Origin of the sequence: Mycobacterium paraffinicum, assembly GCF_025822865.1 — a bacterium.
Classification (GTDB): Bacteria; Actinomycetota; Actinomycetes; order Mycobacteriales; family Mycobacteriaceae; genus Mycobacterium; species Mycobacterium paraffinicum.
Genome location: NZ_JACKUR010000025.1, coordinates 126,087 through 150,486, shown reverse-complemented (window position 1 = coordinate 150,486; position 24,400 = coordinate 126,087). Strand labels below are relative to the sequence as shown.

The window sequence follows — 24,400 nt, the reverse complement described above, 5'->3', positions numbered from 1 at the left end:
CTCAGCGTTTCAGCCGGATGTGCCATCGGACGAAGCCGGTGTACGCGATCGACAGGAACGCCAGCATCGCCATGTCGAACACGAAGATGTGTTTCGAGTGCTGCCAGATCGGGTCGTTGGTGGGGATCTGTTTGACCTTCACCAGCGATGGAAAGTCGATCGACGACGCACCGGCGGCGTAGCCCCAGCGGGCCGGTGTCAGCCACGCGAGCTCCTCGAGGCCGAAGCGCTGATAGACCGGGATCATGCCGCTGGAGAACACCAGCTGCGACATGATCGACACCACCAGCAGCGGCATGATCTGTTCGTTGGACTGCGCCACGGCCGACAACAGCAGGCCGAGCATCGCCGACGCCACACAGGTGCCGGCGACGGTGACGAACAGCGAGAAGGTGGAGTTGCCGAAGAACGGCGGGTGGGCCGTCGGCGCACCCTTGCCCAGCCGCACGATGATGGTCGCGATCGCCGCCTGCAGCGTCGCGAACACGCAGAACACCGCGATCTTGGCCAGCAGGTAGGCCGTCGTGGACAGCCCGACGGCCTGCTCCCGCCGGAAGATCGCGCGCTCGCCGATCAGGTCGCGGATCGTCAGCGCGGTGCCCATGAAGACTGCGCCGATGTTCAGCAGCACCATGATGTACTGCGGCTGCGTGGGCGCGACGCCCAGCGGATCGGCCGGGCCGAGCCCGGGGTGGGGCCCTTTCACCGTCAGCGACAGCGCGCCGATGAGGAACGGCAGGATCGCCAGGAAGATCGTGTAACCGCGGTCGGACACCACCAGGCGCACCTGGCGGCGGGCGATCGTGGACAGCTGCCGCCACAGGTCGGTCCTCGGTGGTTCGCCAAGGTCGGCCGGGCTTTGCGGGGACGGCGCCTGGGACTGCTGCTGATTGCGCTCCTTGAACCGGCGGTTGGCCTCGTCGGGGTCGGCGCCCACCTTGGCGAAGATGTCGGCCCAGTTGCGGGTGCCCATGGCCGCCTCGACCTGGTCGGGTGGGCCGCAGAAGGCGGTCTTGCCGCCCGGTGCGATCAGCAGGATCTGATCGCACACGTCCAGGTAGGAGACCGAGTGGGTCACCACCAGCACCGTGCGGCCGGCGTCGGCGAGCTGGCGCAGCATCAGCATGACCTGACGGTCCAGCGCCGGGTCCAGGCCGGACGTCGGTTCGTCGAGGAGTAGCAGCGACGGCTGGGTGAGCAGCTCGAGGGCCACCGAGGCCCGCTTGCGCTGGCCGCCGGACAGCTTGTCCACCCGGGTCTCGGCGTGCTTGGTCATGTCCAGTTCTTCGAGGACCTGGGCGACGACCTGGGCCCGCTCGGCCTTGCTGGTGTCGGGCGGAAGCCGCAGCTCGGCGGCGTAGTTCAGGGCCTGGTTGACGGTCAGCTGGCGGTGCACGACGTCGTCCTGCGGGACCATCCCGATCCTGCTGCGCATGGTCGCGTACTCGGCGTGGATGTCGTGGCCCTCGAAGGTCACCGAGCCCGAGGTGGGGCTGGTGTAACCCACGATCACTCGCGACAGCGTGGTCTTACCGGCACCCGAACCGCCGATGATGGCCGTCAGCGTGCCGGGCCGGGCGGTCAGCGAGATGTGGTCGAGCAGTTGCTTGTTCTGGTCGACGGTGAAGCAGACGGAGTTGACTTCCAGGCCGCCGGAGCGGGTCGCGGCCTCGGTACGGCGGAGCAGCTCACCGCGGGTGAACACCAGGTCGACGTTTCCGATCGTGACCACGTCGCCCTCGGTCAGTACCGCGGACCCCACCCGCACACCGTTGACGAAAGTCCCGTTGACGCTGTGGGCGTCGCGGATTTCGGTGCCCAGCGGCGTCTGGGTCAGAAACGCGTGATGGCGGGACGCGAGGACGTCCTGGATGACGACGTCGTTGTCGGTGGCACGGCCGATGGTCAGCGCGCCGGAAGGCTTATGGATGGCCCCGGATCGCGAGGGCCTGAGCGCCTGGAACATCTTCGTCGCCAGGTTCGCCACCTCGGGCGGCTTGGAGCTGGTGGGGGACATCCGGGTGTCCGGCGCCGGCATCTGCGGGTGCGGCTGGAAGTTGGCGGGCGGCGCGGGTGCCACCGGCGGAGGAGCCGACGCGCGGCCGCCCCCCGCGTACATCGGTTGCCCCGGCGGGGCGGGGCGGGGCCCGGGCGCGCCGGGCTGCGGGCGCCGCGGCGGCGACGCCCAGTTGGGCGGGCGGCCCGCCGGTCCGGGTGGGGGACCGGGCGGCGCGGCGACGGGCGGGCCACCCGGCGCAGCGGACCAGGCCGTCCCGCCCGGGTGAGCGGCGACCGGAATTCCCATCGATTCGGTTTGCGGTGGGCGCCCGGCCATTCCCTGGTGCCGCCCCACCTCGAACAGCAGCTGAGGCCCATCCGGGTTTCCGATGTTGAGGCACTGACCGTCGTGGATCTCGACCACCGGCACCCGCCGGCCGTTCACGAAAGTGCCGTTGAGCGAACCGTTGTCGATCGCCAGCCACCGGCCCTGGTCGAAGCGCAGCAACAGATGCGCGCGCGAGATCAACGGGTGCGTGATGCGCATGTCGGCGCGCAGATCGCGCCCCACCACCACGTCGTGACCGGCGGCGAAGGTGCGTTCTGACCCGTCAAAACGAACCGTCAAGACGGGCGGGGCTGCTGAGCTCATCGGACCAACTCTAACTCGTGGACCCCAGGCCAACCTGAGGCCCAAATGTGCGTCAGCGGCCCGCTATCGTCAGTGGGCCAGCAGATCCGGCGCGCCCGTGACCACGCACCGCGTCCGCGTGTAGATCGTGGCCATGCACTTGTTGCAGTGGGTGCACGCCGAATGCACGCTGTGCGCGGCGCCGTCGGCGGCGATCCGATTGATCAGGTCCGGCTCGGCCAGCAGCGCCCGGCCCATCGCGACAAAGTCGAATCCCTCGGCCATCGCGAGGTCCATCGTGTCCCGGTTGGTGATGCCGCCCAGCAGGATCAGCGGCATCGTCAACTCGGCGCGGAACAGCTTGGCGTGGCGCAACAGATAGGCCTCGCGATAGGGGTACTCGCGCAGGAACTTCTTGCCCGTCATGCGCATGCCCCAGCTCAGCGGTGGCTTGAAGGCGGCGGCGAAGTCCTTGAGCGGCGCGTCGCCGTGGAACAGGTACATCGGGTTGACCAGCGAGCTGCCCGCGGTGAGCTCGATCGCGTCCAGCCCGCCGTCGTCCTGCAGCCACTTGGCCGTGGTCAGCGACTCTTCGGTGCTGATGCCGCCGCGAACGCCGTCGGTCATGTTCAGCTTGGCGGTCACCGCGATCGGCGTGCCCTCTTTTTCCACCGCGCGGCGAACGGCCATCACTATGCCGCGGGACACCTTCGCCCGGTTCTCCAGCGATCCGCCGAACTCGTCGTCGCGGCGGTTGATCAGCGGAGACAGGAATGAGCTCGCCAAGTAGTTGTGGCCCAAATGGATTTCGACCGCGTCGAACCCGGCCTCGATGGCCAGGCGGACGGCGTTGGCGTGCCCTTCGATGACGTCGTTGATGTCGTCGCGGGTCGCCTTCTTGGCGAACCGCATCCCGATCGGATTGAAGAACCGCACCGGCGCCAGCGCCCTGGCCTTGTTGGATTTGGCGTTGGCGACCGGACCGGCGTGGCCGATCTGCGCGCTGACCGCCGCGCCCTCGGCGTGGATCGCGTCGGTGAGGCGGCGGAAACCGGGCACCGTCTCCGGACGCATCCAGATCCCGTTGCCCTCGGTGCGGCCGCCGGGGGAGACGGCGCAGTAGGCGACGGTCGTCATGCCGACACCGCCCGCCGCGGGCTGGCGGTGGTATTCGATCAGGTCGTCGGTCACCAAGGTGTCGGGCGTGCGGGCTTCAAAGGTCGCCGATTTGATGGTGCGGTTGCGCAGCGTGATCGGGCCGAGCTTGGCCGGGCTGAACACGTCCGGAGGGGTTGACATATCGGGAGCTTAATGGCGACCGCAAGCGCGGCGAAGCCGGGCGTGGCGGGTCGCCATCATCGGGCACCGTGGCGATCGCAAGCGCGGCGAAGCCGGGCGTGGCGGGTCGCCATCATCGACCGTGCCAGACTGTCAGGCGTGGGCGCAATCACTCTGGACGGCAAGGCCACCCGCGACGAGATCTTCGTCGACCTCAAACAACGGGTGGCCGCACTGACCGCGTCGGGTCGCACCCCCGGACTGGGCACCATCCTGGTCGGTGACGATCCCGGCTCGCAGGCCTATGTCCGGGGCAAGCACGCGGACTGCGCCAAGGTCGGCATTACGTCGATCCGCCGCGACCTGCCCGCCGACATCAGCACCGCGACGCTGGAAGACACCATCGACGAGCTGAACGCCAACCCCGACTGCACCGGCTACATCGTGCAGTTGCCGCTGCCCAAGCAGCTGGACGAGAACGCGGCGCTGGAGCGGGTCGACCCGAACAAGGACGCGGACGGACTGCACCCGACGAACCTCGGCCGGCTGGTGCTCAGCGTTCCGGCGCCGCTGCCGTGTACCGCACGCGGGATCGTGCACCTGCTGCGGCGCTACGACGTCGAGATCGCGGGGGCGCACGTGGTCATCATCGGCCGCGGTGTGACGGTCGGTCGTCCGCTGGGGCTGCTGCTCACCCGCCGCTCCGAGAACGCCACGGTGACGTTGTGCCACACCGGAACTCGCGATCTGGCCGCGTACACCCGGCAGGCGGACATCGTCGTGGCCGCCGTCGGGGTGCCGCACATGCTGACCGCCGACATGGTGCGCCCGGGCGCCGCGGTCGTCGACGTGGGCGTCAGCCGGACCGACAACGGGTTGGTCGGCGACGTGCACCCCGACGTGTGGGGGGTCGCCGGCCACGTGTCGCCGAATCCCGGCGGAGTCGGCCCGTTGACCCGGGCGTTCCTGCTGAGCAACGTCGTCGAGCTGGCCGAGCGGCAATGAGCGCGAGGGCCGTCGTCAGGGCCCAGTGGCCAATCCTGCTGGTCGGCTTGACCTTCGCCACGGCGCTCGCGCTGGTGGGGGCCAGCTTCTGGCGTCGCGGTGCGCTGCTGATCGGTATCGGTGTCGGTCTGGCGGCGGCGCTGCGACTGGTGCTGTCCGATGATCGGTCCGGTCTCTTGGCGGTGCGTAGCAAGGGAATTGACTTCATCACCACCGCGACGGTCGCGGGGGCGATGGTCTACATCGCGTGGACCATCGATCCGCTCGGCACCCGTTAGAAACCCGGGACCGCCGGAATCTGCCCGGCCATCCCGGGGATCTGCCCTCCCGCCATCCCGGGGATCTGCCCCGCCATCCCGGGCATGCCGGGGATCTGCCCGGCCATTCCGGGCATCTGCGGCACCGCGCCGGACAGATTGCCGCTGGCCAGGTTTGCCATCTGCTCGGGACAGTAGGTCTGTATCGCGATGGTGGTGAACATGCGCGCCATCATCGGGGACATGCCCCGGCCGGACACGCTGGACGCGGCGGCGGCGAAGTTGCCGCCCGGCTGGGCGAGCATGGGGCAGATGGACTCCCCGACCGACATCGCGTTGCCGGGTTCGCCGAAGTCGATTCCGGCGTGGTTGAGCGCGTCGATGAAGTTGTCGTCGGGGTTGTCCGCCTCGGCTGGAGCGGCGAACGCCGAGGCCGCGGTGAGCAGGCCTGCGACCACGGCCAGCAGGCGAACCGTCAGAGGCTGGTGGCGAAACATCCAGATCCCTTGATGCGTTCGTGCCAGTGCCTTCATGCAGCCTCCCCCTCGTTCGTGGAGTGCGCCGAATGCACTCGAATCACGTTACGAACTCTGAGCTATCACTGTCACGTTTGCGACACGGTGGGATAAAGCTTCGCACAATAAGCGTTTTGCGCCATCGCCGCGGCCGCAGCGTCGATTATTGGCGCGCGTATGCCGTCAAGGCCCTCGGCGGATCGAGGCCACACTGTGATCTGACACGGCCGTCAGCTCCCGGATTTTCGGTGAGAAATGTTTAAGAATCTCCGCACATGACGACGAATCGCAGCCGTCCTGTGGACGCCTGGTTGCAGAGGGACATCTCGCGCCAGACCTTTATCCGCGGCGCCGTCGGAATGCTGGCGACCGGTGCGGTTCTGGGCACTGCGCGGGCCGCGGCGGATCCCGTCGCCGGATGGGGCGGGCTGGCCTCCTCCATTGGCGGCACCGTTGTCCTGCCGACCAATGCCGCTCAATTCTCCACCAGTAAAAAGGTTTTCAACTCGTTCTATGACAACTCCAGTCCCGCTGCGGTCGTGACGGTTTCGTCGCAGGCCGACGTGCAGAAGGCTGTCGCGTTCGCGGCGGCCAACAACCTCAAGGTCGCGCCGCGCGGCGGTGGGCATTCGTACGTCGGTGCATCGAGCGCCAACGGCACGTTGGTCGTGGACCTGCGTGGGCTTCCGGGTGGCGCCAACTTCGACGGCAACAACGTCACCGTCACCCCGGCGACCACCCTGTACACGATCCATCAGGCGTTGACCGGCGCCGGGCGCGCGATACCCAGCGGTACGTGCCCGACCGTCGGTGTCGCGGGACTCGCGCTCGGCGGTGGGATCGGGCCCGACACCCGGCGCGCGGGCCTGACCTGTGACGCGCTGCAGTCGGCGACGGTCGTGTTGCCCAGCGGCGACGTGGTGACCGCCTCGGCCAACGACAACCCGGATCTGTTCTGGGCGCTTCGCGGCGGTGGCGGCGGCAATTTCGGGGTGACGACGTCGATGACGTTCTCCACCTTCGCGACGGCCGACAGCGACGTCGTGCGGCTCGACTTCCCGCCCGCGTCGGCCACCCAGGTGCTCGTCGGCTGGCAGTCCTGGCTCAACGCCGCCGACCGAAACACCTGGGGGATCGTCGATCTCATGGTCGGCTCCGCCCCGAATTGCCATGTGCTGGCGACATGCCCGGCGGGCGCGGGGTCGGGAGTGGCCGATGCGATCAAGTCCGCGGTCGGGGTGGCGCCCACCTCGGTGTCGAACAAGTCGATGAACCGCACGGATCTGGTGATGTTCCTGGCCGGCGGTAGCGCCAACCCTCCGGCACGCTCCTTCGTGGCCGGATCCGACGTCATCGGGCCGGTGGATTCCGCTGCGGCCCATGCCATTGCCACCGCGATAGGGCAATGGCCGGCAGGCGCCGGACAGGCGTCGGTCCTCGTCGACCCGCTCGGTGGCGCCGTCGCGGACGTGGCCGCGGGTGACACCGCGTTCCCGTGGCGCAATCAGGCCGCCGTCCTGCAGTGGTACGTCGAACCCTCCAGCAGCCAGGTCAGCGCCGCGAACAGCTGGCTTAGCTCCGCACACCAAGCGGTGCAACAGATTTCGGTCGGTGGATACGTGAACTACCTGGAGGCCAATGGCGCGCCTGCGCGCTACTTCGGCTCGAACCTGTCGCGACTGACGACCGTGCGCCAGAAGTACGACCCGAACCGAGTCATGTTCTCGGGGCTGAATTTCTAGGTCTTAGCGGCCGAGCAGGCGGTTACGTTGCTCGACGTACTCCTCGTCGGATATCAGCCCCTCGTCGCGCAGCCGGGCGAATTCGCGGATCTCGGCGGCGATGCCCGTCACCACGGTGCGCGGCTCGCTCTCTGTGGGCTGCTCTTCTTCCGCAGCGGACGCTCGATCGTTGATCGGCAGCCTGCCAACCGGTTCCGCGATTCCTCGGTCGCTGTAACGCCTGCCGACGGCGTCGCGAATTGCACGTCCGGCCGTGCCCGCGAGGGCCATCTCGCCGAACGTGCTCTCGAAACCGGGCGCCATCGCCGTGGCCGCGGCACCGGCGGGCGCGGCCGGCAACGCGAGCGCGATCGGGCGTACCGCCGGCGTCGCCGCAACCCAGGTCGGCGGCACCGAGAGCCGGCCGATCGAGTCGGACTCGCCCACTCCCGCCGACACCGTCCTGGACACCACATCGGGTGTCGTCGCCGGAACGGGCGGTGTTACGCTCCTCACCACCGACAGGGGCGCGCCGTTGGCATCCCAGTCACTGACGATGTCATCGGTGTGCAAACCGGTCTCAGCACCGACCAGGTCGATGGGCATGGACACCGCTCCCAGCGGGGCCAATGGGGCGTCGACTCCATAGGCAATCGCGTCCGCACCCACGTTGATCAGGTCCAACGGCGAGTTCACGCCGAGCGCGGACGCCGCAGCGCCCGCGGCCCCAGGCGCCGGGGCCGCCGACCCCGTGGCGCTCGAGACCCCGCTCTGCACGGACCCGGCGGGCAGCTCGGCGGCCTGGCTGACCGCACTGGCCTGCGCCCCCGAATCGGTGTTCTGCTGTGGTTGGGTGAACGGCGTCATCTGCGTCGCCGCCGCTGAGGATCCCGCGTAGCCGTACATCGCGACCGCGTCTTGCGCCCACATCTCACCGTACTGAGCTTCGGTCGCCGCGATCGCAGGCGTGTTCTGCCCCAACAGATTCGTGGCAACAAGCATCGCCAGTTGGCTGCGGTTCGCCGCCACCGCCGGGGGCGGCACCGTTGCCGCGAACGCGGACTCGTAGGCGGCGGCGGCGGCAATGGCTTGCGTGGCGGTCTGCTCCGCCTGCGCGGCGGTTGTGCTCAACCACGACACGTAGGAGTTGGCGGCGGCAGCCATCATGATCGACGAGGGACCCAGCCAGGGCCCGGCGATGAGGCCAGAGACCACCGATTCATACGAGCCCGCGGCGTTATATAGCTCTGCTGCAATCGATTCCCATGCCTGGGCGGCGGCAAGCATTGGCCCCGAACCCGGACCGGCATACATCAGGCCCGAGTTGACCTCTGGCGGAAGCGTCGCAAAATCCATTGCAAGGCCTAGCTATTCGAACGAGAGCGGATCGCACGCACACGCGGCAATCCTCAGAGCCATGGACGACAAAGCCTCCCCCTAAATGAATTGATGGCATGGCGCGGCTTAGCCTGCGCCGAGACGTCGCCGAGGGTCGGTCGTCCAACTCGGTCAACGCGAGAATCAGTGTGATGTGGCGGTCAATGGCTCGCTACGCCGCGCCCCCCTCTGATCGGTTGGAGGCGTCGAACGTTGTCTTCATTCGACGCGTCGGCGTCCATTCCAGCGTCCGCGCACCGACATTCGTCGCCGGTGAGCGATCCATCCGCGGCCGGCCGCGGCAGCGGCTGCCCCTTACGCAAGGTGGCGATGAGTTCTCGGTAGGGACCCACGAGGTAAACGGTGTCACCGGCGCTGAGCCGGGAGTCGCGGCGCGGGTGCAGCCGAACAGGGGCGTCGTGCCGAGTGACTGCGATGACACGGGTTTGAGTCGATACTTCGAACATCTGCAGGCCGTCGAGTTCGCTGCCGGCCTGCACGTACATTCCGCCGATCAGAAACGATCGGTTTCCGACCGAAAACGTGCCCAGGACCTGCAGGCCCATCGCCGCACCGATGAACCACGGCGCGGTCAGCTCAACCGTGGAACGGACGTTTTCGAAGCCGAACCGTTGGGCGACGGCCGAGCCCAGGTCGTGGTCGTACACCCGCAGAACGAGCGGGACCTTGCTCCATCGATTTCCGGATGGTGCCGGCTCGGAGCCCAACATTTCGCGAACCACGATCCCGGTCTCGATGTTGACCATGTCGTCTCGGGTCAACACCGCGACCGCGCGGGCGCTGTCGACCCGGGCGGCTTCCAGGGTCGGGCGTAATGTCGCGTCCCCGAAGATGACTGGCACGTCGAGCTCGGCTGTCGTCGACAGAAACGGGTTGTTCTGGTCACGCTCGATAACCGCCACGTCATAACCGGCCTCGGTCAGGTCGGTGACAACCCGGACCCCGAGCGCGCTCAACCCGACCACGATGATGTGGTTGCGTAGATGGCGTGCTCGCGGGCCAGCGGACAACGTGAGAAATCGCCGCGATAGCAGCACGTCGGCGATGAAGGCGACAAGCAGGGCGGTGGTGGTCACACCGGCCAACATCAGCACGGCGGCGTATAGCCGCAGCCAGGTCGGCTGTTTGGCGAAGCTGAAGTCGCCGTAACCCGTCGTTGTGATCGTCTCGTTGGTGAAGTAGAACGCGTCGGTCCAGGACATCCCCGGGTGGGTGTAGGAGAAGTGCAGCAGCGTCGTCGAGCCGATGACCAACAAGATCAGGGCGGCAATCACGGGATAGAACGCGGGGTTGACCTCGTCGGGCAGGGCGCGGGCGGCATACAGGACCCGGCGCAAGCGCGATTGGCGTGCCCGCATTCTGTCCTGACGCGGCACCTTCACGCCGCACGCGGCGACCTCCTCGGTGGTACCGATCATCGCCGTCCAGTCGCCGGCGCTGACCCGCAGATCCCGCCCCGGGCATACCAAGACCTCGCCGGCGTTGGCCGCATTCTCGTTGGGAACCATCGCCACCGGGGCGAGGTCGCCGTAGATCTCCCGGAGCGACGCATCGAACGGGGCCTCGGCGCCGAAGGCCACGAACTCGATGCCTGCCACCTCGAAGGGGTGCGTGGTGCGCGCCAGGCACGCCTCGACGACTGCGGCGCCGGCAAGGTCGGCAACGCCGAGGATCGCGCTCGGACCTTCGTCTGCGGCGACGGCGTCGCGCAGTACGTCGTTGGCCACCCGGGCCACCACGCGGATGTTCGGGTTGGCCTTCCGCGCCAGCAGCGCGATCTCCAAGTTTGTCGCGTCGTCATCTCCGGCGCACACCACAGCCGACGCTGTGGCGACTCCCGCCTTGGCGAGTTCGGTCTTGACGCGGGCGCCGGCGAGTTCCGAATCGAGGAGCCTGGCGACGCTCGCGCCGGCCCTCTTCAACTCGTCGACGATGGTCGACGCCAGCGCGTCATCGCCGCTGACGATGATGCACTGGGTCATGACGTTTCACCTCTCCGCGAACCACGGCTACCTCTCCGTCGACGTTGATCACGAGCAGTGCCGCGAAACCCATGTGGCACAGGCGTTTATTTGCTGAGCGGGCATCGCGCGCTACTCCAAGGGAATGGAGATCTAATTCGATGCTAACAGACAGATTCCGGATACCGCGAGCGCGAACCCTTCAGTCCTCCATAGAGGAAAGCCGTCGACGCTCGGAATCGCCTACTCGAATGCGCTGGAGTGCAACGTAACTCAATTTATACAAGTGGGTATTGTGTCAACTGGTATAAATGGGAGCGTCACCGCAGCGTCCAGAACCACTGCTGTACAACACCTTTGACATGCCTGTGCGTTTACTGTCCGTATAGGGTGGTGCGGCATGAAAACGACCTAGAAGCGAATTGCCGTATCGCGCAGCGGGTGTGGCGATGGAAGTTCGGATGCTCGCGAAGCTCGGAAGCTGAGCGTTTGTTACCAGCGACGCATTCTGTGTTACATCCAGGTCACCCGCTGGGAGTGTGCTGGCAGTTCTTCTGACAATTTCCTGTGTCTATGGTTCCCGGCCGGAGAAGGCGGGGCGACAAAAACAATTGCGGCAGATACGCTTTCGGCGGGCATCATCGCTTGGGAAAAGGTTTCAAGGCATGCGGGGGAAGGAATATGTTCTGTGCCAACATCTTTGGCTGACCAGCAACACGGCGAGCACAGGGCATGGTCATCACTGTCCGACGTGTGCAAGCGGGGCCTTCTCGGTAGGCCCCTGATCAACTCACAGCTCGAACACGAGAAGTTGTCCAACCCGGTCGCGCTCGGGGTGCTGTCGCCCGACGCGATCTCCTCGACCGCATACGGCTCCGAGCAGATCATGATCGAACTGCTGCCTGCGGCCGGGATGGCGGCGTTCGCCCTGCTGCTTCCCATCACCGGCGTCATTCTCGTGATCCTGGTGCTGGTCGCGGCGTCGTATCGCCAAGTTGTCATGGTCTATACGCGGTCCGGCGGATCGTACGTGGTCGCGCGGGAGAATTTCGGCCCTCGGGTGGCGCAGGTCGCCGCGGCGGCACTGCTGATCGACTACGTGGTCACGGTCGCCGTGCAATGCGCCGCGGGGACCGTGGCGGTGGCTTCGGCGTTGCCGATGCTGGGCCCCTACAGCCTGGAGATCACCGTCGGCATGGTGTTGTTGATGTGCTTTGCGAACCTGCGCGGGCTGCGGGAAGCGGGAGCCCGTTTCGCGGTGCCCACCTACGCCTTCGTGGCCATGGTGTCGCTGACCATCGTTGTCGGAGTCGTTCGCGAGATGTGCGGAAACCTCCCGACATACGATCCCCAGCACATCACCGGAGCGGTGCCGGTCCACCAGGGCGGCGGATTGGTGATGGGTGCGACCGTTCTGATTGTATTGCGCGCGTTCGCGAACGGTGGCTCATCACTGACCGGAGTCGAAGCCATATCGAACACGGTCACCACTTTCCGCAAGCCGGAGGGCGTCAACGCCCGGCGCGTCATGACGATCATGGCCTGCATCCTCGCGTTCCTGCTCGCAGGCGTGGCGTGGCTGACGCACGTGACCCACGCCGTCCCGTACACCGATGGGTACCCCTCGATGTTGTCCGAGATCGCCCGGGCCGTCTTCGGTCACGGCGTGATCGGCAATCTGCTCTACATCTTGGTGCAGGCATCGACCGCGGCGATCCTCTACACCGGCGGCAACACGAGCTTCAACGGCTTTCCCGCGCTTGCGAGTTTCGTTGCCGGGGACCGGTTTTTGCCACGCCCACTGATGAAACGCGGCCATCGACTGGTCTTCTCCAATGGCATCATCGCGCTGACCGCGCTGTCGATCGGATTGCTCCTCATCACCGGGGGCTCGGTTGATGCGCTGGTGCCCTTCTACGCGATCGGTGTGTTCACCGGATTCTCCATGGCCGGCTATGGGATGTCGAAGCATTACCTGAGCTCGCGCAGCCCGGGCTGGCGGCGCAAGGTGCTGGTGAACTTCTCGGCCGGGATTCTGTCGACGGTCGTCGTGGGGATCTTTGCGGTGGCCAAGTTCAGCGAGGGCGCCTGGCTCATTGTCGTCGTCTTCCCGCTGCTGGTGCTGGCGTTGATGCGACTGAACCGGCAGTACCGCGCGGAGGCCTCTGTGCTGGAGATGTCCCGCACCGAGAAGCCCGTCCTGGCCCGCTACACCCGGCACCGGGTCTTCGTCTTCGTCGATGCCATCGACCTGGCGGAGGTGGAAGCGCTGCGATATGGAAACGGCCTGCACGCCGACGAGTTGACCGTCGTGCATTTCGTGATCGACTCCGATCATGCCGCCCGCCTACAGAAGCGGTGGGAGGTATTCGAACACGACACATCCCTGCGGTTGGTGGACTGCCCCGATCGACATTTGGGACGCGCCGCGCACGAGTTGGTGCTGCAGGTGCTTAAGGACCATCCAGACACCAAGGCGACAGTGCTGCTGCCACGCCGAACCTATTCGCCGCTCGTCGGCCGGCTGCTGCATGACCGCACGGCGGACAAGATAGCCCGCGCCGTCAGCCGCATTCCGGGCGCGGTCGCGCAGATCGTGCCCTATGACATCGAGTCCCGCATCGCCGAGGTCACCCGCGCGGGATGACGTTATCCGGGCTCGAGTCGGGCCCGTGCCTGGATCCAAATCGCTTGAGAAGCCTTCGAGGAAGGGATGTTGTGACGCAACCGAGTGGCGGGATACCGCTGTCCTTTACCGACAAGTGCAAACGGCTTTTTCTCGGACAGCCGCTGACCACCGACCAGCTGGACGGGGAGAGATTGCCGAACCCCGTTGCACTCGGAGCACTTTCACCCGACGCGATCTCCTCGACCGCGTACGGCACCGAGCAGATCATGATCGAACTGCTGCCGGCCGCCGGGATGGCGGCTTTCGCGTTGGTGCTTCCGATTACCGGAGTCATTCTGGTGGTCCTCGCGTTGGTAGCCGCGTCATACCGCCAGGTCGTCATGGTCTACACGCGGGCCGGCGGGTCTTATACCGTCGCACGGGAGAACTTTGGACCCCGGGTGGCGCAGGTTGCCGCCGCCGCGCTCCTCATCGATTACGTGGTTACCGTGGCGGTGCAGCCCGCGGCCGCGACCGTCGCGGTCGTGTCGGCGATTCCGCAGCTACGGCCCTACCACCTGGAGATCACGCTGGCGGCGGTGGTCCTGATCTGCCTGGCCAACCTGCGCGGACTGCGGCGATCGGGGCGCACGTTCGCGATGACGACCTATGCTTTCGTCGGCATGATCACGGTGACGATCTTGACCGGCTTTGTTCGTGAAATATTCTGGGGATTACCGAGATACGACCCGCAGCACATCGCGGGTGCGGTACCGGTTCATCAGGGTGGCGGCCTGGTCATGGGCGCGAGCATCCTGATCGTGTTGCGCGCCTTCGCCAACGGCGGTACCTCACTGACCGGTGTCGAGGCGGTGTCTAACACCGTCAACGTCTTTCAGAAACCCCAGGGCGTCAACGCCCGTCGGGTGCTGACGTGGATGGCCTTCATCCTCGGCTTCCTGCTCGCGGGCGTCGCGTGGCTGACGCACGTCACCCACGCCGCGCCCTATCGCGATGAATACCCGTCGATGTTGTCCGAGATCGCCCGGGCGGTCTTCGGTCACGGCGTGATCGGCAATCTGCTCTACATCTTGGTGCAGGCGTCGACCGCGGCAATCCTGTTCACGGGTTGCAATACCAGCTTCAATGGTTTCCCCGCGCTGGCGAGTTTCGTTGCCGAGGACCGCTTTTTGCCTCGCCCCTTGACCAAGCGCGGCCATCGCCTGGTGTTCTCGAACGGCATCTTCGTGCTGACCGCGCTGGCGATGGTGTTGCTCATCGTCACCGAAGCCAAGGTGAGTGCCCTGGTGCCGTTTTTCGCGATCGGCGTGTTCACCGCATTCGCGATGGCCGGCTACGGCATGGCCAAGCATCATCTGACCCGGCGGGGGGAGGGGTGGCGATTCAAGTTGGTGGTGAATCTGTCGGCGGGAATCATGTCGACGATTGTGGTGGGAATCTTCGTGGTGGCCAAGTTCACCGAGGGAGCGTGGCTCATCGTCGTCATCTTCCCGTTGCTGGTGCTGGCCTTGATGCGGCTGAACCGGAAATACCGTGACGAGGCGTCCGTGCTGGAGATGTCGCGCACGGAAGACCTTGACCTTGCGCGGCATCCGCGGCTGCAGGTGCTGGTGTTCGTGGACACGATTGACCTGGCTGAGATCGAGGCGGTGCGTCTCGGCTACGGCCTGCATGCCGACGAGCTAACCGCGGTGCACTTTGTGGTCGACGTCGACCATGCCGTGCGGCTGCGCGAGCGTTGGGATCGCTTCGAGCACGACACCCCGATGTGGCTGATCAACTGTCCGGATCGCCATCTGAGCCGGGCCGCACACGAATTGGTGGTGCGCGTCCTCAAGGACCATCCGGACACCAGGGTGACGGTGCTGTTGCCACGGCGCACCTATTCACCGCTCTTGGGCCGGCTACTGCACGACCGAACGGCTGACAAGATGGCGCGTGTTGTCAGCCGCGTCCGAGGTGCGACGGCAATCATCGTGCCCTACGACATCGAGTCACGGATTGCACGGGTCGCGCCCGCCGGCGATGAGCCTCGCACCGCCGAAGAGGTCGATCCGGTGCCGACGCCGGTCCTCAGCCTGGTCGACGACTGATCCGAACCCCGTAGAAATAGTCAGCCCCTTCCGACGCCGATTCTCGGCCCTGTCGACAACTGATCCGAATTCATTTGCACGAGTGTGCATCTGTGGCGATTTGGGGAGCGTTTTTGTCGGTGGGCATCGCTAGTTTGGGGGTGTGAGTGCAGGTGGTCATCCGGATGTCGACGCGGTGTTCGACGACCTTGATGCCGCCTTGGCTCGCGCCCGCGCGTTGCCGGTGGAGGCGATGAATGTTCAGCAGCACCTGGCGATCTTGGAGCGCTGTGAAAAGGTGCGCCGGCAGCTGCCGGCCATCGAGCATCCGCTGATCAACTCCCTTGGTCAGCAGGCCACCCCGGAAGAGTTGGGTGGCACCCTTCCGCACGCGATCGCCGAGGCCGCGTTGATCAGCCGCGCGGAAGCGTCCCGGCGCGTGCGGGAGGCCGCCGAGCTGGGCCCGCGGCGCGGGCTGACCGGCGAACCGCTGGAGCCGCTCCTGCCGGCGACCGCCGCCGCCCAGCGCGAGGGCACGCTGGGCACCGGGCAGGTCGCGGTGATCCGCCGGTTCTTCCGTCAGCTGCCCGGCTGGGTCGATGCCGACACCCGCGAGGCCGTCGAGGCCGACCTGGCCGCCAAGGGCATCCATTTTCGCCCTGAACCCCTGGCCGAGCTGGCCGATCACGTCGCCGATTGCCTGAACCCCGATGGCACCTTTACCGACAACGACCGGGCCCGCCGCCGCGGCCTGGTCTTGGGCAGGCAGGGCCCCGATGGCATGTCGCAGCTGCGGGCCATGATCACCCCCGAACTACGCGCCTCCCTCGAGGCGGTGCTGGCCAAACTGGCCGCGCCAGGCATGTGCAACCCGCTCGATGACAGCCCGTGCGTGGACGGCGCTCCCAGCCAAGACGCCATCGACCGCGACACCCGCAGCACCGCGCAACGCAACCACGACGGGCTGCTCGCGGCATCCCGCGCTCTGCTGGCGTCGGGAAAGCTTGGCCAGCACAACGGGTTACCGGCCTCCATCATCATCACCACCACGCTGCAAGACCTGGAGGCCGCCGCCGGGCGCGGACTGACCGGTGGGGGCACGCTGCTGCCGATCAGCGACGTGATCCGGCTGGCCCGCCACGCCCATCACTACCTGGCCGTCTTCGACAACGCCAAACCCCTGGCCCTCTACCACACGAAACGGCTGGCATCCCCCGGCCAACGCATCGTCCTCTACGCCAACAAACGCCGCGGTAATGCACTGCTAAGCTAGCGGCGTGAGGACCGCCATCTACACCCGTATATCCGCAGATCAAACCGGCGAAGGGCTCGGCGTGGCCCGCCAGCTTGAGGACTGCGCCAACCTCGCCGCCCGCCTCGGCTGGGAAGTCGTCATCCGCTACGACGACAACGATCTATCGGCATTCAACGGCAAGCGCCGCCCCGGCTTCGAGACCATGCTCGCCGACATGGCGGGCGGCAAGTTCAACTCGCTGATCTGCTGGCACACCGACCGGCTCTACCGCTCTATGCGTGACCTAGAGCGGCTGATCGACATTGCCGAGAGAAACCGCATCACCATCAAGACGGTGCAAGGTGGGGACCTGGACCTGTCCACCAGCGCGGGGCGCATGATGGCGCGCATCCTGGGCAGTGTGGCCCGCCAGGAGTCCGAACACACCGCCGAGCGCCGCAAGCGCGCTAACGCGCAGAAGGCCGCAAGTGGCAAGTGGCAGACCGCAAATCGGCCATTCGGTTACACCCAGCGCGGCGTCCCATTGGAGCCGGAGGCCACCATGTTCCGCACCGCCGTGGTCGACGTGCTGGCGGGCAAGAGCATCAAACAGGTTGCCCGTGAATGGAATACGACCGGCGTCACCGGCACCCGTGGTAACAAGTTCACCGCGCCAAACGTGCGGCGGCTGCTGGTCAATCCGCGCTATGCCGCGCTCAATGTCCATAACGGCAAGGTGGTCGGCCCCGGCCAATGGGAGCCGTTGATCGACGCAGACACCCACCGCGGCCTAGTGGCGTTCCTGTCGGACGAGTCGCGCATCATCTGCACGAGCTTTGAGAAGAAGTACATGGGCAGCGGCGTCTATCGCTGCGGTGTCTGCAGTGGCCCGCTGCGGCATGCCGTCGCCGGTGGCCGCAACGCCGGGCAGCGCAAGTACGAGTGCCGTGAGTCGAATTCGCATGTCGTGATCAGCGCCCAGCCGGTGGATGATCTCGTGGAGGCGCTCGTGTTGCAACTGTTGGGCGACAGCGACATTCACCGGCGCATCGGCACCGTCAACGACATCGACACCGAGGCGCTATATACCCAACGTTCGGCGCTGCAGGCCCGTCTTGACGAGCTGGCCGCGATGTTTGCCGAGGGTGTCATCGACGGCTCGCAATTACGTACTGGCACGGCTCAATTGAGGACGCAGCTTGCAGGTGTCGATGGCGTGCTCTCTGATCTCGCCCGCACCTCGCCGGTCGCGAAACTGTTGGAAGCCAAAGAGAAGCTCCAAGACGCGTGGGCCGCGTCGGCGGCTGACATCAAGGGCAAGATCATCGATGAGCTGATGGTCGTGACCGTGAATAAGGCCACGCGCAAGGGTGGCCCGGGGCTTGATCCTAGCCGGATCCACATCGAGCCGAGGCTCGCCGCCGTGAACGCACGGCACTGACGGCGTGACTCATTTGATTCATTTGACGCATTTGAGCAATCTGTACCGTCAGGCCGTCGTGGTACACGAAATGAGCTGCACCGCCTAGGTGGTACCGTATCTGTTGACAATTGAATACGAGCGAGCTAGTGCCAGGGCCAGCCGACCATCGCTACCGCGCGATGAGGCGCAACGCCGTTGCCGGGTGGGTCTGAAAACGAACGGCGGAACCGCGAAACGCGAGCCGAGCAGCCAGACGAAATCATTTAGGGTTAGATGCCCTCTCGTTTGGCGCTCGGCTTTCGTTCTCTCGGAGAGGGTTTGCCGTGAACATCACGCTGCCAAAGCTACTGAAGGCCGATGATGTTGCCGAGGTGCTCAACTGCAATCGCCGCACGGTATGGCGGCTTATCGCTGCCGGGCAGATCCCGGCGATCAAGGTCGGCAACGAATGGCGTATCAGGCCAGACGATCTGGCGGATTTCATGTCCGGCGGTGGGGCCTGATGAGCTCCACATGCGAACACCTTGAAGATTACGTCACCGAAGTTCTTGCCGGCTGGCCGCCGCTGACCGATGGGCAGCTCGACCGCATCGCCGCGCTGCTGCGGGCAGGCTCGCGAAGGGGGCCCAAAAACCAGCCCGAAAGGCCCTCTGGTCGGCGCAATCGTCAGAGCCCTGGTAATCCGGCCGGACAAGGAACTGGCCCCGGCCGGGATTACGGAATCCCGCCGGGGCAAGCCAACCACACAACACAACGACACACCGGGAAGCAACCGGCGACTCAGACCAGACTTGAAGAAGAGCTGAGTGATGCCCAGTCCATCTGACAACGGAGCCGGCACCCGTGACGAGCTGCTCGCCCTCGCGAATATCCTCGTCGCGAATTACATGCCCGGCCAACCCGTCACCGCGCCATTACTTCTGGCGTTCGCGCTCACTTACGCCCAGAACGGCTGGCGCGTCTTCCCGCTGACCGGTAAGGAACCGGCCATCAAGTCCCCGCACCCAAAGGGTTACACATTGCCGGACGGTAAGCGTTGCCATGGCGAGTGCGGCCTAGATGGCCATGGTGTCTGGGACGCGACTACCGAAGTGGCCACAATCTGTCGATGGTGGGCAGTCGAGTGCCCCGGCGCAAACATCGGTGCCAATGCCCCGGGCCTTTTCGCCCTCGACAACGATCCCAAGACAACCGGGCACCCAGCGGCGCTAGCGGCACTGACGGCCCAACATGGCCCGCTGCCTGGCACGCTTACTCACCTATCGGGGCGGCTGGATGGCGGCGCGCACCGCTTTTACCGTCGACCGCAAGGCAAGCTGTCGACCGCGAAACTCGGCCCGGGCTTTGACATCAAGCAATTTCCTGGCGGTTACACCGTTATGCCACCCAGCCTGCACCCGGCCACCCAGTACCCTTATATCGCAGTCGACGCCGAAATAGCCGATGCTGGCTGGCTTTCCGAGCTGATTGCCGTCCAGCCGCAAGCGAGGCGGCAGTCGAGTGTATCGGCCACTTTTCTCGCACGCGGCGGACATTTCTTCGGAGCCGGCGAGTCGATAGCCGATGCCTACACCGATAACACGTCGTGGGCTGACGTGCTGGAGCCGCACGGTTGGGAATGCCTGGACAACGACCCCGACGCCGAGGGCGCGCGGTGGCTACACCCAGCGGCGACATCGAAATGCTCCGCGACCATCAGCAACGGGCTGCTTTTCGTCTACTCCACCAGGACGGTATTCGAACCGACCGCTGCGGGAGAACCGCACGGCTACACCCGATTTCGGGCTTACGCCGAGCTAAATCATCGCGGGGACCTGTCGCGGGCAGCCGCCGAGTTGCGGAGGGTCTGAGTCCATGGCCAAGATCAGGAACGTCAGCGGCATGAATGCCGGCGATAAAGACGCCGATACGAACGACATAGAGAGCACGGCACCAAAATTTGCGGCTGATCTCATCAGCCGTGCCGCACTGCGGAAACTGCCGGAACCCAAGCCTCTGATAGGCAACGTTTTAGACCAAGGGACAGTGGCTCTACTATATGGCCAGTGGGGAACGTGTAAGTCGTTCATCGGAATTGACTGGGCGGCATCGATTGCCACGGGCCGGCCATGGCAGGGCCGCAAGACTGAGAAATGCCGATCTCTTTACGTAGCCGCCGAGGGTGCGTTCGGCCTGGCGGCACGGGTCGACGCATGGGAGTACGCCTGGCGCATCGAGGTGGGCGATGGCGACATGGAGATCTTGCCGCACCCGGTGAACCTGACTCATCCTACTGAGGTGGCCGAGCTGACGGCGCTGATCCGCTGGGGTGGCTACGGGTTCATCGTTGTCGACACCCTCTCGCGGTGCATGGTCGGCGGCGACGAGAACTCTGCGAGGGATTGCGGCGAAGTGGTCGACGCCCTGACGCGGCTCCGTGAGCACACACCCGACGGCCGCGGCTGCATCCTGGGCATCCACCACACCGGCAAGGACGGGAAAACATTTCGCGGGTCGTCGGTTTTCGAGGCCGGAGCCGATACGGTTTACTCAGTCACCGCCGACGGCGCGGCCATCATCTTGGACCGCGAGAAGCGCAAGGATGGCCCTCAATTGGACCGCCACGAGCTGCAGTTGGAACTCGTACCGGAGTGTCACAGTGGCTACATTTCTGTCCACCGCGTTGGTGGACACTCTGGGAGCGCAGACAAGCTTCTGTCCGTATATGTCCAACATTTCGGCGAGACTGGAGCAAGCAAGGCCGAGCTGCGCCATACCGCCGACATGGCAAACGCCACATTTCACCGCGCACTCAATGAGCTGTTGAAATCCGGCAAACTGGTGAACACCGGCACCGATAAGCGCACCCATTACAAGCTCCCCCAACATGCTTCCGGCTAACCCGGATGTCCACTTTGTCCACCACTGTCCAACCTCGCTGGACATGTCCGTCCACACCCCCCCCTCTTTAGAGGGTGGACAGTCGCGGCGTAACGGACGAACAAACACGCCAAGCACCAAGGAAATCAGCATCATTCGTGCGTATGATTGCTAGAAGAAAGCTTCCGGCCTACCGGCACCGAGCGGCATTGCCGGTCAATGATCGGGGGTGTCGCAGCACTTCGAGCCCGCCTGCACGTGAAGGAGTGAGAACCGAAAATGAGCACGATCAACGATGCATGGTCGGCACTGCCCGCATCCGGGAGCGGTCATGCCCATGCCGCCCCGATAATCCACCGGACACCGGAGGCACCGGAGATTCGGATGACCATTGCCGGGGGGCCTGCACCGCAATCGCAGGCAATTCCGGACCCGACCGACACTACGGTGGCAGACACGTTCTCGGTTATCCAAGGCGCTGCTGCAGCCTTTCGGCGGCACCTAGACCAGGTTCATCTCGAACGCGTCCGGCTCACGCCCGAGGGACAGCGCCAGCGCATCGCCGAATTCAAAGACAGCGCGGCCGCGAAGGCTGTCGATGCCGCAGCGACCACCATGCAGCAATACCGCGATGCCAAAGCGGCTGAAGTCGAGCGGATTCGGGAAGCTCTGTCACCCTGCGGGGACACGGCTTCTGAGCTTCGCGCAACGCGGTGTTGGAACCGCCATAAGGCAGTTCTGGACAGTGCTGAGGGTGGGGGTGTGTCGACGGCTGCCCGCCAGGCCATCACCAACGCCGACCGGGTTGAGCTGGGAACCCTTCTGGAAGAGCTGCCCGCATACCTCGAATCGCGCGGACAGCCGGCAGATTGGCTTGATCCCCTTGTGGCTCAGGTTGTTCCCGAGCTGGGCGACGCACAACGTCAGTATCGGGACGCCGAAAGAGCGGCCCAGGTAATTACCTACGATGCAACGACGCTCCGCAAGGGCTTCATTAGCGGAACTGTGCCAGCATGCCTGGTCGACCCAACGAAAATCACCTGAGTTCGCCGGCGGGCGGTTGACTGTCAAGTCGAATCTTCCGCCTATTTGCAGGCGAGCTGATGCCTGCGACCTCACAAAGCCTTCGCGACTCAAACCCGGTAGCCTGCCGCTACAAGCTTGACGGCAAATAGGGGCCTGGCAACACCCCTCCCCGCCGGTCGCAGGGCGCACCGGCCTGGACTGCTAGTTCCCAGCGCCGCACGCATTTTCGCACGGTTTGCGTAGAATTCGGCCATGAGCACCAGTCCAGCCGCCCAAAGCGCCGAGGCGCGCAATATCCTCCGGGAGTTGGACGAAGAGCTGGCAGCGGCGTCGAAACGCACTGGTAAGAAGCTGGTTTGGACGGCACCTGACCGCACCCTGCTACGGCTGATCGCTGATACCGTGGACCGCAAGGTCGACCTGCAGGATGCCTACAAGCAGACTGTCGAGACGAAGTTCAAGCTCAAGCTGAGCGCCGAGATCCGTTTACTGGAAACGTCTTTGGCCCGGCTGATTAAGCAAGTGCAAACGGATGTCCCTGCGCCGGAAGGAATTGCCACCATCAAGGCCCGCCGGGCGGCCAACATAAGGTGGGAGCGCGAACGTGCCCAGGGCTGAGTTGGATTCAGCCGAGGCGAAGGTGCCCGGCATCTACCGGCACCTGATCCAAGCCGAGCAGCGCCACCACGATAAGGCTGACCCGCGCCTTTATCTGTCGCCGGGGCTCGATCCAGTTGAGCGGGCGGAGTTGACTACACAGCTTGCAGCTCAGCCGCCTTCCGGCATGCTGGCCGATCTGCTGGCCGGTGAGCCGGTCGTGATACCCGCGTGGATGCTGAGGGGGCGGACGTTCGGCACACAGACCGAGCGTTGGCCCTGGATCGCCAAGGTCGACTGGCTGCGTGTGTCAGCCGACGATGTGGTCATCCCGGTCTAGGGCGATCTGCCCTTAGGGCGTTCCGGCACTCAAATTAGTTAGATAGTGTTCAGGTCAGTCGGCCAGGCGTGCGGCCCGACCGGGAAGGTTAGGTTAACCCTGACCGACAAGATACGTCTTGCATGGGAGGAAACATCAGCGGTGGCGCGTCCGCAAACGATCCAGATCTATCTACCTTCCGGCAATCCCGCAGGCATTCGAATCGCAAGCCTAACTACACGCACGGTTCGGCTTTTCGATGTTCCGCGCTCGCTTTTGAGCGAGTTTTTAAGGGAACCGGAATCCAAGCAAGTTGGTTTGTATTTCCTTTTCGGGGCAGCCGAGACAGATGAGAGGCCTCAGGCATACGTCGGACAGTCGGGGAACGTCGGATTCCGCCTGCAACAGCACGCCACGTCCAAGGACTTCTGGAACAAAGCAATGGTCGCGGTGTCTTTGACGAATGAGTGGACGTCGACGCACGTGGCTTTCCTTGAATGGCTATCGGTCAGCCGGGCCACTCTCGTTGGCCGCTACGAGCTGCTCAACGGCAATCAAGCATCTAACCCATACACGCCGAAGCCGTTGGAGGCCGACTGTATCGAGTTCCTCGACACCGTTGGAGTGCTGATGGCAACCCTGGGGGCCCCAATCCTCGAAGAAGTGCAGCGGAGTTCTGGATATCCAGCTAGTGGCGGGAAACCTAAGAAAGGGCAAGATCAGGACTTGCTGTACTTCCGGGAAGCAGGATGCAACGCAACGGGCTACCAGACTTCGGAGGGTCTGTACGTCCTAGCCGGTTCGACGGGCCGCGAAGATCTGCGTCCTTCCGCTCCTGCGTGGGTGGAGCGGCTGCGAGACGCTCTCAGGGAGCAGGGCATCTGGGAGATCAGAGATGGGCGACTTGTGCTGCTGAAGGACCACCTCTTCAGTAGCCCCTCTGCGGCAGGTGGATTCGTCGTCGGGGGCACTAACAATGGCCGTACGTCATGGAAGAATAGTGCCGGCCAGGACCTGAACGCCATCGAGGCCAGAGAGCTTAGTGCGGCGTCTGGACTTAGCGTGCAAGCAACTGGCGAAGCGGAAGCAACAGCTCATACTGTCCCAGCTAATCCCCCGCAGTAGTCCTAGTTCGGCATTCAACACATACTGTCTAGTCGCGACGCTGGTGTCGGGCTAGCGGGCGAGTTTGGCGATTGCCACTCGGACCCGACGGCGCGGTGAGACTAACGAGTCGGATCGTGGTCGTACATTGCAGGGTGGAGGATTACCGCCAGGTTTAATGGACGAGCGAGATAAGGAGGAGTACATCGTTGACTGCTGCGTCGCGTACGCGCTGGAACCATGCGATGGCTTTGACATGCTACGAAAGCCTGGTTTGAGGTTGCATGGCACCCGGTTCACACAACTGCACGTGATCAAACCGGCTATCAGCGGTGATGATGCTTGATGAGCACGGGTGACGCTGGGGACGATG

At 65.1% G+C, this 24,400-nt stretch carries 16 protein-coding genes and 3 pseudogenes; 14 read left to right on the top strand and 5 right to left on the bottom strand.

All coding sequences use genetic code 11. The features are described from left to right. Position 1 precedes the first annotated feature (1 nt). Positions 2-2,650 (bottom strand): FHA domain-containing protein, encoded by a 2,649-nt coding sequence (locus tag H7J89_RS15170; protein WP_264044497.1) that lies wholly within the window; start codon positions 2,648-2,650, stop codon positions 2-4. A gap of 69 nt (positions 2,651-2,719) precedes the next feature. Continuing rightward, positions 2,720-3,928, bottom strand: coding sequence for an NADH:flavin oxidoreductase (locus tag H7J89_RS15165; protein WP_264044496.1), 1,209 nt, complete (start codon positions 3,926-3,928; stop codon positions 2,720-2,722). A 138-nt stretch (positions 3,929-4,066) separates the two neighbouring features. Between H7J89_RS15165 and H7J89_RS15160 the strand changes: the two genes are divergently transcribed. Next, entirely contained in the window at positions 4,067-4,912 is an 846-nt protein-coding gene (locus H7J89_RS15160; RefSeq protein WP_264044495.1) for a bifunctional methylenetetrahydrofolate dehydrogenase/methenyltetrahydrofolate cyclohydrolase, read from the top strand. After that, the gene (locus H7J89_RS15155) at positions 4,909-5,190 is read left to right on the top strand and encodes a DUF3017 domain-containing protein (protein WP_264044494.1); all 282 of its coding nucleotides are present in this window, start codon (positions 4,909-4,911) and stop codon (positions 5,188-5,190) included. Before H7J89_RS15160 ends, H7J89_RS15155 begins: the two co-directional genes overlap by 4 nt. Here the strand turns inward: H7J89_RS15155 and H7J89_RS15150 are convergent. Continuing rightward, on the bottom strand, positions 5,187-5,702 hold the full coding sequence (locus H7J89_RS15150; RefSeq protein ID WP_264044493.1) for a DUF732 domain-containing protein: 516 nt from the start codon (positions 5,700-5,702) through the stop codon (positions 5,187-5,189). The two genes, H7J89_RS15155 and H7J89_RS15150, sit on opposite strands and share 4 nt — an antisense overlap. Positions 5,703-5,995: 293 nt before the next feature. Between H7J89_RS15150 and H7J89_RS15145 the strand changes: the two genes are divergently transcribed. Continuing rightward, complete coding sequence (locus H7J89_RS15145; RefSeq protein ID WP_264044852.1) at positions 5,996-7,426, top strand: FAD-dependent oxidoreductase; 1,431 nt, start codon at positions 5,996-5,998, stop codon at positions 7,424-7,426. Between the two features lie 3 nt (positions 7,427-7,429). Here the strand turns inward: H7J89_RS15145 and H7J89_RS15140 are convergent, their stop codons facing one another. Next, positions 7,430-8,761 carry a PPE family protein, SVP subgroup gene (locus H7J89_RS15140; protein ID WP_264044492.1) on the bottom strand — a complete coding sequence of 444 codons (1,332 nt, stop codon included), beginning with the start codon at positions 8,759-8,761 and terminating at the stop codon, positions 7,430-7,432. A 314-nt stretch (positions 8,762-9,075) separates the two neighbouring features. Further along, positions 9,076-10,785, bottom strand: a pseudogene (locus tag H7J89_RS15135) (NAD-binding protein); the annotation flags it as partial. A gap of 679 nt (positions 10,786-11,464) precedes the next feature. Here H7J89_RS15135 and H7J89_RS15130 point away from each other — a divergent pair. From H7J89_RS15130 to H7J89_RS25760, 11 genes and pseudogenes are all read left to right on the top strand, one after another. Then, positions 11,465-13,411 (top strand): APC family permease, encoded by a 1,947-nt coding sequence (locus tag H7J89_RS15130; RefSeq protein WP_372513788.1) that lies wholly within the window; start codon positions 11,465-11,467, stop codon positions 13,409-13,411. A 71-nt stretch (positions 13,412-13,482) separates the two neighbouring features. Then, positions 13,483-15,453: pseudogene (locus tag H7J89_RS15125) on the top strand (APC family permease); the annotation flags it as partial. A gap of 175 nt (positions 15,454-15,628) precedes the next feature. Further along, a pseudogene (locus tag H7J89_RS15120) lies at positions 15,629-16,714 on the top strand (13E12 repeat family protein); the annotation flags it as partial. 28 nt (positions 16,715-16,742) lie between these two features. Continuing rightward, positions 16,743-18,140: a recombinase family protein gene (locus H7J89_RS25765; RefSeq protein WP_264044489.1), complete on the top strand. Its 1,398-nt coding sequence runs from the start codon at positions 16,743-16,745 to the stop codon at positions 18,138-18,140. 305 nt (positions 18,141-18,445) lie between these two features. Next, positions 18,446-18,625, top strand: coding sequence for a helix-turn-helix domain-containing protein (locus H7J89_RS15110; protein WP_264044488.1), 180 nt, complete (start codon positions 18,446-18,448; stop codon positions 18,623-18,625). A gap of 306 nt (positions 18,626-18,931) precedes the next feature. Further along, positions 18,932-19,972, top strand: coding sequence for a bifunctional DNA primase/polymerase (locus H7J89_RS15105; protein WP_264044851.1), 1,041 nt, complete (start codon positions 18,932-18,934; stop codon positions 19,970-19,972). Positions 19,973-19,976: 4 nt separating this feature from the next. Beyond that, entirely contained in the window at positions 19,977-21,002 is a 1,026-nt protein-coding gene (locus H7J89_RS15100) for an AAA family ATPase (RefSeq protein WP_264044487.1), read from the top strand. Positions 21,003-21,260: 258 nt separating this feature from the next. Further along, positions 21,261-22,025: a hypothetical protein gene (locus H7J89_RS15095; RefSeq protein WP_264044486.1), complete on the top strand. Its 765-nt coding sequence runs from the start codon at positions 21,261-21,263 to the stop codon at positions 22,023-22,025. Between the two features lie 234 nt (positions 22,026-22,259). Further along, entirely contained in the window at positions 22,260-22,625 is a 366-nt protein-coding gene (locus H7J89_RS15090) for a hypothetical protein (RefSeq protein WP_264044485.1), read from the top strand. Then, on the top strand, positions 22,612-22,944 hold the full coding sequence (locus H7J89_RS15085) for a hypothetical protein (protein WP_264044484.1): 333 nt from the start codon (positions 22,612-22,614) through the stop codon (positions 22,942-22,944). The genes H7J89_RS15090 and H7J89_RS15085 overlap by 14 nt, the downstream gene beginning before the upstream one ends. 141 nt (positions 22,945-23,085) lie before the next feature. Then, positions 23,086-24,048 carry a GIY-YIG nuclease family protein gene (locus H7J89_RS25760; protein WP_264044483.1) on the top strand — a complete coding sequence of 321 codons (963 nt, stop codon included), beginning with the start codon at positions 23,086-23,088 and terminating at the stop codon, positions 24,046-24,048. Positions 24,049-24,400 lie beyond the last annotated feature (352 nt).